The organism is Bacillus sp. LK2, from assembly GCF_001043575.1.
Lineage (GTDB): Bacteria > Bacillota > Bacilli > Bacillales > Bacillaceae_G > Bacillus_A > Bacillus_A paramycoides.
The window spans coordinates 169709-182568 of the sequence record NZ_LDUK01000006.1 but is presented as its reverse complement, the minus strand read 5'-3'; the positions used below and the strand labels follow the sequence as shown (position 1 = coordinate 182568).

Below are 12860 nucleotides of genomic sequence, written 5' to 3'. Positions count from 1 at the left end.
GAGGGTATGTGGTAGAGGTGAATGAAATGAATGAACAAAAAGAAGCCAATTTTCAAATATCAGGAATGACATGTGCCGCATGTGCGAATAGAATTGAAAAAGGTCTTAAAAAAGTAGAAGGTGTTCAAGAGGCAAATGTAAATTTTGCGCTTGAAAAAACAAAAATTTTGTACGATCCAACTCAAACAAATCCTCAAAAGTTTAAAGAAAAAGTTGAATCGTTAGGATATGGTATTGTAAGTGATAAGGCAGAGTTTATGGTATCAGGAATGACGTGCGCTGCATGTGCGAATAGGGTGGAAAAACGTTTAAATAGGCTAGATGGTGTGAGTAAGGCGACAGTAAATTTCGCTTTAGAATCAGCTACTGTAGAATTTAATCCTGATGAAATTAGTGTTAATGAAATGAAGAGCACGATTACAAAGTTAGGATATAAATTAGAAGTAAAGTCAGATGAGCAAAATTCATCAACAGATCATCGATTACAAGAAATTGAGCGACAAAAGAAAAAGTTTATTATTTCGTTTGTTTTATCATTTCCGTTATTGTGGGCAATGGTAAGTCACTTCTCATTTACATCGTTTATTTATTTACCTGATATGCTTATGAATCCGTGGGTGCAGCTAGCTCTTGCAACTCCAGTGCAGTTTATAATTGGAGGTCAGTTTTATATAGGTGCTTATAAAGCATTGCGCAATAAAAGTGCAAACATGGATGTTCTTGTGGCACTTGGAACGTCCGCAGCTTATTTCTATAGTGTTTATTTAAGTATTCAATCAATTGGTTCCTCGGAACATATGACAGATTTATATTTTGAAACGAGCGCGGTACTTATTACATTAATTATTTTAGGTAAATTATTCGAGGCAAAAGCAAAAGGGCGTTCATCAGAAGCTATTAAAAAATTGATGGGATTACAGGCGAAAACTGCTACAGTTGTACGAGATGGAACAGAAATGAAAATTTTAATCGAAGAAGTGGTAGCAGGTGATATCGTCTATGTAAAACCTGGCGAAAAAATCCCAGTAGATGGGGAAATTGTAGAAGGAAAATCAGCGATAGATGAATCGATGTTAACAGGTGAGAGTATTCCAGTTGATAAAACAATCGGGGATGTAGTAATTGGTTCTACAATGAATAAAAATGGATTTTTAAAAGTTAAGGCAACTAAAGTAGGAAGAGACACTGCATTAGCACAAATTATTAAAGTAGTAGAAGAGGCTCAAGGTTCGAAAGCTCCTATTCAAAGGGTAGCGGATCAAATTTCAGGTATTTTCGTACCTGTTGTAGTTGGGATTGCTATTATCACTTTTGTAGTATGGATGGTATTTGTTACACCTGGTGATTTTGGAGGAGCGCTTGAGAAAATGATAGCAGTACTTGTTATCGCATGCCCATGTGCTTTAGGTCTTGCAACACCAACATCTATTATGGCGGGATCAGGAAGATCAGCTGAATACGGAATTTTATTTAAAGGTGGAGAGCATCTAGAAGCGACGCATCGATTAGATACGATTATTTTAGACAAAACAGGTACAGTTACAAATGGAAAACCGACATTAACAGATGTAATTGTAGCAGATGGATTTGAAGAGAAAGAAATATTAAAATTAGTCGGCGCAGCAGAAAAAAATTCTGAACATCCACTTGCAGAAGCGATTGTAGAAGGAATTAAAGAAAAGGGAATTGATATCCCAAGTTCAGAAACGTTTGAAGCAATTCCTGGATTTGGTATTGAGTCGGTTGTAGAAGGGAAAAAGTTATTAATTGGTACACGCCGATTAATGATGAAATTTAATATTGATATTGAAGAAGTTTCTAAATCGATGGAAGAACTAGAGCGAGAAGGAAAAACAGCAATGCTTATAGCAATAGATAAGGAATATGCTGGAATTGTTGCTGTTGCGGATACTGTAAAAGATACTTCAAAAGCAGCAATTGCAAGACTTAAGAAAATGGGTCTAGACGTTGTTATGATTACAGGTGATAATACACAGACTGCCCAAGCAATTGCTAAGCAAGTTGGTATTGATCACGTAATCGCAGAAGTATTACCAGAAGGAAAAGCAGAAGAAGTAAAAAAACTTCAAGCTAGCGGTAAGAGAGTGGCTATGGTTGGAGATGGAATAAATGATGCTCCTGCTCTTGCTACAGCTGACATTGGAATGGCAATTGGAACGGGGACAGATGTAGCAATGGAAGCAGCGGATATTACATTAATCCGTGGTGACTTAAATAGTATTGCTGATGCAATCTTCATGAGTAAAATGACGATTAGAAATATTAAGCAAAACCTATTCTGGGCATTAGCCTATAACGGCCTAGGAATTCCAATTGCGGCGTTCGGTTTCTTAGCTCCTTGGGTTGCAGGTGCAGCGATGGCATTTAGCTCTGTATCAGTTGTATTAAATGCATTAAGATTGCAAAGAGTTAAATTAAAATAGTAAAAGTTTCACTTTATAGAGTAATTGAATATGCTTTTAAACAAAAAAACAATACTTTGAATAAGTATTGTTTTTTTGTATAGAAAGAAAAAGATATAATATAGGAAAGATAGAAGCGGTAGCTTGATGAGGAGATTTATACATGTTTAAAGATATTATAATTAGAACATTCCAGAAAGAGGATTTAGAACAAGTATTACAATTATTTTATGAAACGGTTCATACGGTTAATGCAAAAGATTATAATACGTTACAGTTAAATGCTTGGGCACCAGAGAGACTAGAAAGAGAAAGCTGGCTACAATCTTTAGAAAAGAATATTTGTTATGTTGCAGATTATAAAGGTGTGATAGTAGGATTTGGGGATTATAATGAGGACCATTATGTAGATCGCTTATTTACGCATAAAGATTATCAAGGAAAAGGGATAGCTTCCTACATACTACAGAAGTTAGAAAAAGAAGCAGTGAACTTGCAGCATAGATATATATATACAGAGGCGAGTATTACAGCAAAACCCTTCTTTGAAAGCAAAGGTTTTATTTGCATAAAGGAACAAAATAAACAGCATAATGGTCAGATTTTTATTAATTATGTAATGAAAAAAATAGCCTTCTCATAAATGAGAAGGCTATTTTTCATTATTTTACAGCTTCTTTTAGTTCTTTACCAGCTTTGAAAGCAGGTACTTTAGAAGCTGCGATTTGCATTTCTTCACCAGTTTGTGGGTTACGGCCTGTACGAGCAGCTCTTTCACGAACTTCGAAAGTACCGAATCCGATAAGTTGTACTTTTTCACCAGCAGCTAAAGTGTTAGTGATTGATTCTACTACAGTTTGTAAAACTACAGTAGCTTCTTTTTGAGAAATCTCAGCATTTTGTGCTACGCTTTTAATTAATTCTGTTTTATTCATGTTTTTCACCTCATATGTAAATAATGCTATTTAAGTTGTTATTATAACGTATAAAACATCCGAGAACAAGTGTACGTAGATATATTCACGAAAAAAATGAAATTTGTAATATTTTTTAGGACCACTTTATAGCCATTCAATTTAAGCGGATACAGATTTGTTCTTTAATTCAGTTTGTTCTTTATTGGAAGATAGTTTCTTATTATAAGATATGAAATACGGTAATGCTACAAATAACATACCCCCTACTAAATTCCCGAAGAAAACAAAAATGAAGTTTGGAAAATACTCAATCCAAGTTAAATGACCAGAAAAAATTGCGGCTGGGATGACAAACATATTAGCTACAATGTGTTGGAACCCAATCGCAACGAAAGTCATAACGGGGAACCAAATACCGATAATCTTTCCGCTAAATTCTTTACTTCCCATACTGAGCCAAACAGCTAAACAAACGAGCCAATTACATCCAATTGCAGATATGAATGCTTGTAGTGGCGTATCTTGTAGTTTAGCTTGTGCAATAGACACTGTTTTCCCTAAAAAAGCCCCCTCCGTTAATCCGACAATATGGCCGAAAAAATAAGCAACGAATACAGCACCGATGAAATTGCTAAACGTAACAATAACTAAATTTCGTATTAAGTGAAATAAGGTGATTTTTTTATGAAGCCAAGCCATTGAAACTGTCATCATGTTTCCGGTTACTAGTTCACCGCCCGCAAGAATAACGAGTATAAGACCGATAGGGAAGACAGCGGCACCTAAAAAACTAGTAAATGATCCCCAAGATTTTGGCATTGTCCCAATAACATGAATATCGAGTAAATACCCTAATGCAATAAAAGCGCCACCAAAAAATCCGAGAATTAGCATAGGGAGTAATGATAAATGAGCTTTTTTTCTTCCGGAATTAGCAGCAAGTTCAGTAATCTCTTCTGGTGTACATACAGACATGAATAACCCCTCCGTAATAAAGTGATGGAACGAATAGAAGAAACATTTTTAACAATCTATGTATTATAAAAATATGTTATGAAATGTGTATAAATTTGTCAAATTTAGATGGGGATAAAATCGAGTGCAGCTTAACATTTTTTCATGGTGTCACATCAATGTAACAAAAAGGTTTTAAACTACATCTAGAGGTGAAAACGTGAATACGCATCATGTAAAAAAAAATCAAAAAAAATCAATTTTAAAGAAATTTATTATTAGTTTATTAAGTATATTAATTATTCCAGCTAGCTTGTATTTCTATGCAACAGAAATAGAACGAAGATTAGTAGCGGTCACATGGAATGAAATAGAATCTCCTACGATTCCTAAAGAGTTTAACAATAAAAAGATATTGCAATTCTCAGATGTACATTTAGGACCAGAGTTTACATTGAAACAACTAGATAATCTTGTGGGAAAGATGAATGAGTTACGTCCAGATATAGTAGTTTTTACAGGGGATTTAATAGATAAGTTTGGGACCTATAATGCGGAAAGAGAAGAGGCGAAAGAAATTTTGAGGGGAATTCATGCTCCTCTCGGAAAGTATGCTGTGTTTGGGAATCATGATAGAGGTGGGGGCGGTAGTTTATTCTACAAAAAGTACATGGAGGAAGCCGGTTTTTCTGTTTTAGTAAATGAAGTACAGAAAATTAAAGTGGAAAATGGCAAGTACATTACAATATCAGGTTTGGATGATTTCTTATTAGGGAAACCACAAATAGACTCGACTTTAAAAAACTTAAGACAACAAGATTTCAATATGCTATTAGTACATGAGCCTGATGTTGTAGATAAAGTAGCTCGTTATCCAGTTGATTTTCAAATGTCAGGACATAGTCACGGAGGACAAGTTCAGATTCCCTTTGCGGGCCCTTTAATTACCACAAAATTAGCTGAGAAGTATGTTGAAGGAATGTATGAATTAGAAGGAAAGAGTAAGTCATTACATTTATATGTAAATCGAGGTATTGGGACGACTAGAATGCCTGTTAGGTTTTGGAGTGTACCGGAACTTTCGGTTTTTGTATTGAAGAAAAATAGTAATTAGAATAGGGCGTTTAACATGTTTGAAAAAAAGAGAATTTTTAATAGAAAGTTCTTTTTTTATTGATTAAAATCTGAATATTGTGTACTTTTTATTTGAAGTGTTAAAAAGAAAGGGGAATTTCTATGATAGAAACATGGCATAAAGAATTGGAAAGTTTATATAACCAAATGGTTTCGTGGCGAAGAGATTTTCATCAATACCCAGAGCTATCGTTTCAAGAAATAGAAACACCGAAAAAAATAGCTGAAATCTTAAAAAGTTTTCATATTGATGTGAAAACAGATGTAGGTGGAAGAGGCGTAATTGGCGTAATTGAAGGTAGAAGACCTGGGAAGACGATAGCGTTACGTGCTGATTTTGATGCACTACCTATTCAAGATGAAAAACAAGTCTCATATAAATCAAAGGTTCCTGGCGTAATGCATGCTTGTGGGCATGATGGACATACAGCAACACTTTTAGGAATTGCAAAAGTATTAAGTGATAACCGAGACCAGATTTCTGGAAAAATAGTACTTATTCATCAACATGCAGAAGAGAAAGAACCTGGCGGGGCAATTGCTATGATTGAGGACGGCTGTTTAGAAGGAGTAGATGTTGTTTTTGGTACACATTTATCTTCTCAAATGCCCCTAGGAATTGTAGGTGCGAGGGCTGGGGCGATGATGGCAGCAGCGGATAGTTTTGAAGTGAAGATTCAAGGGCGAGGTGGTCACGGAGGAATGCCACATCATACTGTGGATGCCATTATCGTTGCGACACAAGTTATTAATCAGTTGCAACTATTAGTTAGTAGAAAAGTAGATCCGTTACAATCTGCTGTATTAACAGTTGGTACATTCCATGCTGGTCAAGCGGATAATATTATTGCGGATACTGCTACATTTACAGGAACAATTCGGACGTTAGATCCTGAAGTGAGAGAATTTATGGAGAAGGAATTTAAACGAGTTGTTGAGGGGATTTGCCAGTCTCTTCATGCTGAAGTTAATATTCAATATAAACGGGGTTATCCAATATTAATAAATCATTTAGAAGAAACGAATTATTTTATGGCGATTGCGGAACGTGATCTTGGAAGAGACAGAGTCATCGAAGTGCCACCGATTATGGGTGGTGAAGATTTTGCATACTACTTAGAAAATGTTTCAGGAGCATTTTTCTTTACAGGTGCAGGTAATGAAGAAATAGGTGCAACATATCCACATCATCATCCTCAATTTGATTTTGATGAACGTGCGATGTTGGTTGGCGGAAAATTACTTTTAACTCTTGTAAATAGTTATTTAAGGGATGGAAAAGAATCTCTTAAAACTTTAGATGTGAATGTGACAAAGTAATTTGTATAAATAAAAAGCAACAATAGGTTATGTAAAGTAACCTATTGTTGCTTTTGTTATTTTTGAGAGGGAATAGCATCAAAATTAATGGACCAAGACATTAAACCGCTGTGTATAGAAAATTATTAAACTTAATGTAATAATTTCTGTAGGAAGTTGAATTATAATTGTTAAATTCAGAATATTTTGATATATTTAAAAGTGTAGGACAAGATTTTTTTGCATAATACTCTTACATAAATTTCAAAAACAAGTTTGGAAGGGGATGTACAAGAGTTGGATAAAAATCTTAAGAAAGACCTTAAAATACGCCACATTACAATGATTTCAATTGGCGGCGTAATAGGGGCTGGTTTGTTTGTTGGAAGTGGTGCAGTTGTGCATTCTGCAGGACCAGGTTCTATCGTTTCATATGCATTAGCGGGACTTCTAGTCGTTTTCGTCATGAGAATGTTGGGGGAAATGGCAGCTATTAACCCGACAAGTGGTTCATTTGCAACATATGCACGAGAAGCAATTGGTCCATGGGCGGGTTATACAATTGGATGGCTATATTGGTTTTTCTGGGTAATTGTAATTGCGATAGAAGCGACAGCAGGTGCTGGTATTATTCAATATTGGATTCCGCAAATCCCGCTTTGGTTATTGAGCTTAATATTAACAATATTATTAACGTTAACGAATGTTTTTTCGGTGAAATCATTTGGAGAGTTTGAATATTGGTTTTCTTTTATTAAAGTAATAAGTATTGTTTTGTTCCTTTCTCTTGGACTTGCTGTTATTTTAGGACTTGTCCCAGGAACGGAAGCACCTGGTACTTCAAATTTAATTGGACAAGGTGGATTTATGCCAAATGGTATAAGTTCGGTGTTGCTTGGTATTACAGTTGTTATATTTTCATTTATGGGATCAGAAATCGTAGCAGTAGCGGCTGGTGAGTCTGCTGAACCTGTAAAAGCAGTAAAAACAGCAACAAATAGCGTGATTTGGCGTATTCTTGTATTTTTTATTGGATCTATAGCGGTAGTTGTTACGCTTCTCCCATGGAATTCAGCAAACATACTAAAAAGTCCGTTTGTAGCGGTACTTGAACATATAAGGATACCAGCGGCAGCACAGATTATGAATTTTATCGTTTTAACAGCTGTACTTTCATGTTTGAATTCAGGTTTATATACGAACTCAAGAATGCTATTTTCTATGGCAGAAAGAGGAGATGCTCCAAAGGCATTTTTAAAGTTGAACAGTAGTGGTGTTCCTGTTCGGGCAGTTTTATTTGGAACTTTCTTCGCCTATATCGGTGTTGTATTTAGCTACATATCTCCAGATAAAGTTTTTTTATTTTTGGTGAATGCATCTGGTGGGATTGCGTTACTAGTTTATCTCGTTATTGCAGTTTCGCATTTAAAGATGCGTAAAAAAATGGGGAAAGTAGAACAAGAAGATTTGAAAGTGAAAATGTGGCTTTTCCCGTACTTAACGTATGTTACAATTGCCGCTATTATAGCAGTTTTAGTTGCAATGTTTGCAATTGAATCCTTACGTTCACAAGCGATTTTAACGATGATTGTTACAGTTCTTATTATAGTTTCTTATTTTATTTTTAATAGAAATAAAACTAGTTCAGCTTTGAGTCCTAAAAATAGGAATGAAGAATCTGTGCGATTCTAATTTCTTGTTTTCAAAGAAAGTTACATCCAATCATTGCTAGAAAAGATTCATATATAAGTAAAGAAACAAGTAATTACTATTAGCATAGTGGAAATGAACTTTTTTCTTGACTTTTTATATGAAGGAGAGCAAAATGGTAAAAAAGGAAGGGGGGGATGATGATGGAAGAGTACGTATTAGACCTGTATAATCTGCTATATACGACAGAGTGGCAAGATATTGTTTCGTTTCTTGGGATATTATTTTGCATGAAAATTGTAATTGTATATATGGAAGAGCAAGGTATGTTCTATTCCTTCTCATCCCCGTTCGATTTGCAACGTGAGCCGTTGCTAAACTATGCCAATGTAAAATACGAACAAATTCCTTTTGTTATATTCTTTATGATTCGTTTTATAACGGCGATTGTGAAGAAGAAGGAAAGTGACGAAGAAGAATGCCATCCAACTTGTTATATAGCCAACGCTTTTTAAGCTAAATACAAGGAGGAGATTTATATGTGGTTTCGATTTCTTATGATTGGTTTCTTTTCATTAACAGCAATTTCATTAATGGGATATCAGGTGTCTGAAATATTTCAAGCGTATAGCAGTACGTTTTTTAACAAAAACTAATCGCATTGCTATTTGAATAATAAAGCGATAAAATCCTTCTTAAGAAGTATTGTTAAGAAGGATTTTTTCTTTGTTTAATCTTACTGTGTCAAAGTATTGTCACATTTACACCGTGAATAATATGTTAAAATAGTGAGGTTAATTATACATATTTGAAAGAAGAGGAGTGACCAATTTGGTAGATCAATCAACAAATCAGAAAAGCTATGCTCCTATTGTGATAACGCTTTCTGTAATTGTAAACGCGATTATTTTATTTTTGTTCTTTGGACCTGTTGGATATGAAGGAGAATTACATTTTGATGTAACTATCTTACCAATGTTAAATGCAATTTTTAATAGTTTTACGTTTGTATTTTTATTAGCAGCTTTATTCTCTATTATTAAAAAGAATGTAAAAATGCACCGTGGTTTTATTCTTGCAGCATTTACAACGACTTTATTATTTTGTGTGTCATATTTATCGTATCATTACTTGGCACCAGCAACGCATTTTGGAGGAGAAGGTTTCATTAAATATGTGTATTTCTTCATTTTAATTACACATATTATCCTTGCAGCGATTATCGTACCACTTGCATTGTTCGCACTTGTATTTGGTTTTACGAATCAATTAACACGTCACCGTAAAATTGTACGTTGGACGATGCCAATTTGGTTATATGTAAGCTTATCTGGTGTTATTGTTTACTTAATGATCTCACCTTATTATCAATAAAAAATCTCAGCCTAGAGGCTGGGATTTTTTTGTTAAGCAAATTTGTTTGTGAAATTTTAAAAATATGGTATACAAAAGTATAGTTGCTTTTAATATAGAAGGGTGGTAAATAAGAATATGCAAAATTTTGTATTTCGTAATCCAACAAAACTTATTTTTGGTAAAGGACAATTAGAGCAGTTAAAAACTGAAATTCCACAGTTCGGTAAAAAAGTTCTTCTCGTATATGGAGGAGGAAGTATTAAAAGAAACGGTATTTATGATAATGTAATTTCTATTTTAAAAGATATAAATGCGGAAGTGTTTGAGTTGACAGGTGTTGAACCGAATCCTCGTTTATCAACTGTAAAGAAAGGGATTCAAATTTGTAAAGACAATGGAGTTGAATTTATTTTAGCAGTTGGTGGAGGAAGTGTAATTGACTGTACGAAAGCGATTGCTGCTGGTAGTAAATATGATGGAGATGTATGGGATATTGTAACGAAAAAAGCATTTGCTAGCGAAGCGTTGCCATTCGGTACTGTTCTAACTCTTGCGGCAACAGGTTCTGAAATGAATGCAGGCTCTGTAATTACAAACTGGGCAACAAATGAAAAGTATGGCTGGGGCAGTCCAGTTACATTCCCTCAGTTTTCAATTTTAGATCCAGTTCATACTGCGTCTGTGTCGAGAAATCAAACAATTTATGGTATGGTCGATATTATGTCGCACGTATTAGAACAATATTTCCACCATGGAACAAATACAGAACTACAAGATCGGTATTGTGAATCGATTTTAAAAACAGTAATAGAAACAGCTCCTAAGCTTTTAAATGATCTAGAAAGTTATGAGCACAGAGAAACAATTCTATATTGTGGAACGATGGCGTTAAACGGTATTTTAGCGATGGGAGTAAGAGGAGATTGGGCAACCCATAATATTGAGCATGCAGTTTCTGCAGTTCATGATATACCACATGGAGGTGGCCTCGCGATTTTATTCCCGAACTGGATGAAGCATGTTGTGGATGAGAATGTGAATCGTTTTAAACAGTTCGCTATTCGTGTGTTCAATGTAGAATCAGATGGGAAAACAGATAAAGAAATTGCAATAGCGGGGATTGAAGCATTACGCCAGTTTTGGACGTCAATTGAAGCGCCAGTAACATTAGCAGATTACGGCATTGGGGAAAATGAAATTGACTTAATGGCGGATAAAGCGATGGCTTATGGTGAATTCGGTAACTTTAAAAAATTAAATAAAGATGATGTTCTTGAAATTTATAAAGCTTCTTTATAAGCAATTTGAGAGTGAGACCCTATTTGATCGGAGTATCAAATAGGGTCTTTTTTGATTGTTTATTAACGGAATTGAATGTTAGTGATTATTTTTGATTGATTTTGATTGATTTTTGTGATCGTTTTCATTATACTGTAATCAAAGGAGAGGTGAATAAAATGTTAACTCCTGAACGTCATCAAATGATACTACAGCTTGTAAAGGAACAGAAAGTTGTTAAATTGCAGCAATTAGTTGAAAGAACGGAAAGCTCTGAATCGACAATTCGTCGTGATTTAGCGCAATTGGAAAAACAAAGGTTATTAAAAAGAGTTCATGGCGGTGCCTCTATATTAACTGGAAAAGGGCAAGAGCCAACGATGGTTGAAAAATCATCCAAAAACATTCATATAAAACAACAAATTGCCAAGTATGCCGCTAGCATTGTTGAACAAGGTGATTGCATTTATTTAGATGCAGGAAGTACGACTTTTGAAATGATTCCGTTTTTAATAAATAAAGATGTTACTGTCGTTACAAATGGTCTTATGCATATTGAAGCTTTAGTTGAAAATAACATTCGGGCGTATTTACTAGGCGGAATGATGAAGAGTAGGACGAAAGCTTTAATTGGTGCCATGGCACAGGAAAGTATGCAAAAATATCGTTTTGATAAATGCTTTTTAGGAGCTAATGGTGTACATGAACAGTTAGGGTATACAACACCAGATCCAGAAGAAGCACTTTTGAAAAAAATGGCATTAACATTAGCAAACGAAGGGTATTTCTTAATTGATGAAAGTAAATTTTCAGAAGTTGCGTTTGCGAAAATTGCAAATGTTGAAGAGGCAAACATTATTACAAACTATTTAGAAATTGATTTAGAAAAATATAAAAGACAAACCAATGTAATTGAGGCTGATAAACAATGATCTATACAGTTACTTTAAACCCATCTATTGATTACGTAGTACAAGTTAATTCTTTCGATTTAGGAACAGTAAACCGAGCGGAGAAAGATATGAAGTTTCCTGGAGGAAAAGGAATCAATGTTTCTCGTGTTCTTCATCGTTTAGGTGTTGAAAATGTAGCGCTTGGTTTTACAGGTGGATTTACTGGTCAATTTATTGAAAATGTATTACATGATGAAGGTGTAACAACAAACTTCGTACAAGTAGACGGAGATTCACGAATTAATGTGAAAATAAAAGGACAAGAAGAAACAGAGTTAAATGGACAAGGTCCTATTGTGACAAATGAGCAATTTGGGCAGTTAATGAAAAAAATTGAAAGTATGCAACTTGGAGATTGTGTTGTACTAGCAGGAAGTGTACCAGCTTCTATTCCAACTACCTTTTATGAATCAATCGCAGCGTTTGGAGCAGAAAAAGGTATTCGTGTAGTAGCAGATGCAAGTGGAAGTGCGTTAAAACATGTAATTAAAAATAACCCATTTTTAATAAAGCCAAATCATCATGAACTTGGTGAGTTATTTGGAGTGGAGCTTTCAACAGTAGAAGACATTTTACCGTATGGAAGAAAATTAATCGAACAAGGTGTAGAGCACGTTATAGTATCAATGGCCGGAGATGGAGCTTTATTATTTACGGCAGAAGGTATATATGAGGCGACTGTCCCGAAAGGTATTGTTATTAACTCAGTTGGAGCAGGGGATTCTCTTGTTGCAGGATTTGTAGGGAAATATGAACAGACAAAAGATATTGAAAAGGCATTTCAATATGGTGTTGCAACAGGGAGTGCAACAGCATTTTCAGCAGATTTATGTACAAAGGAAAAAGTAGAAGAATTATTGTCGCAAGTAATTGTCACAAAGCGATAGGGGGAAACA

At 34.8% G+C, this 12860-nt stretch carries 12 protein-coding genes; 10 read left to right on the top strand and 2 right to left on the bottom strand.

What is annotated here, in order from left to right; genetic code table 11:
- Positions 1–26: 26 nt before the first annotated feature.
- Both VK90_RS07035 and VK90_RS07030 read left to right on the top strand, forming a co-directional pair.
- The gene (locus VK90_RS07035; protein ID WP_048371532.1) at positions 27–2444 is read left to right on the top strand and encodes a heavy metal translocating P-type ATPase; all 2418 of its coding nucleotides are present in this window, start codon (positions 27–29) and stop codon (positions 2442–2444) included.
- A 142-nt stretch (positions 2445–2586) separates the two neighbouring features.
- Entirely contained in the window at positions 2587–3066 is a 480-nt protein-coding gene (locus VK90_RS07030; RefSeq protein WP_048371530.1) for a GNAT family N-acetyltransferase, read from the top strand.
- A 19-nt stretch (positions 3067–3085) separates the two neighbouring features.
- On the opposite strand, the gene VK90_RS07025 is transcribed toward VK90_RS07030, so the two are convergent.
- Positions 3086–3358: an HU family DNA-binding protein gene (locus VK90_RS07025; RefSeq protein WP_001043913.1), complete on the bottom strand. Its 273-nt coding sequence runs from the start codon at positions 3356–3358 to the stop codon at positions 3086–3088.
- 141 nt (positions 3359–3499) lie between these two features.
- Positions 3500–4315 (bottom strand): formate/nitrite transporter family protein, encoded by an 816-nt coding sequence (locus VK90_RS07020; RefSeq protein ID WP_048371528.1) that lies wholly within the window; start codon positions 4313–4315, stop codon positions 3500–3502.
- Between the two features lie 199 nt (positions 4316–4514).
- On the opposite strand from VK90_RS07020, the gene VK90_RS07015 reads away from it, so the two are divergent.
- The 8 genes from VK90_RS07015 to pfkB all read left to right on the top strand — a co-directional run bounded on the left by VK90_RS07015 (position 4515) and on the right by pfkB (position 12851).
- Entirely contained in the window at positions 4515–5408 is an 894-nt protein-coding gene (locus VK90_RS07015; protein WP_048371527.1) for a metallophosphoesterase, read from the top strand.
- 122 nt (positions 5409–5530) lie between these two features.
- Entirely contained in the window at positions 5531–6748 is a 1218-nt protein-coding gene (locus VK90_RS07010) for an amidohydrolase (RefSeq protein WP_048371525.1), read from the top strand.
- 276 nt (positions 6749–7024) lie between these two features.
- Positions 7025–8419, top strand: coding sequence for a GABA permease (gabP, locus tag VK90_RS07005; RefSeq protein ID WP_048371523.1), 1395 nt, complete (start codon positions 7025–7027; stop codon positions 8417–8419).
- Between the two features lie 158 nt (positions 8420–8577).
- Positions 8578–8892, top strand: coding sequence for a hypothetical protein (locus tag VK90_RS07000; RefSeq protein WP_156185375.1), 315 nt, complete (start codon positions 8578–8580; stop codon positions 8890–8892).
- A 316-nt stretch (positions 8893–9208) separates the two neighbouring features.
- Positions 9209–9751: a DUF420 domain-containing protein gene (locus VK90_RS06995; protein ID WP_002173006.1), complete on the top strand. Its 543-nt coding sequence runs from the start codon at positions 9209–9211 to the stop codon at positions 9749–9751.
- A 117-nt stretch (positions 9752–9868) separates the two neighbouring features.
- Positions 9869–11032 (top strand): iron-containing alcohol dehydrogenase, encoded by a 1164-nt coding sequence (locus tag VK90_RS06990; protein WP_048371519.1) that lies wholly within the window; start codon positions 9869–9871, stop codon positions 11030–11032.
- Between the two features lie 158 nt (positions 11033–11190).
- The gene (locus VK90_RS06985) at positions 11191–11943 is read left to right on the top strand and encodes a DeoR/GlpR family DNA-binding transcription regulator (protein WP_048371518.1); all 753 of its coding nucleotides are present in this window, start codon (positions 11191–11193) and stop codon (positions 11941–11943) included.
- Entirely contained in the window at positions 11940–12851 is a 912-nt protein-coding gene (pfkB, locus tag VK90_RS06980; RefSeq protein WP_048371516.1) for a 1-phosphofructokinase, read from the top strand. Before VK90_RS06985 ends, pfkB begins: the two co-directional genes overlap by 4 nt.
- Positions 12852–12860: the final 9 nt, after the last annotated feature.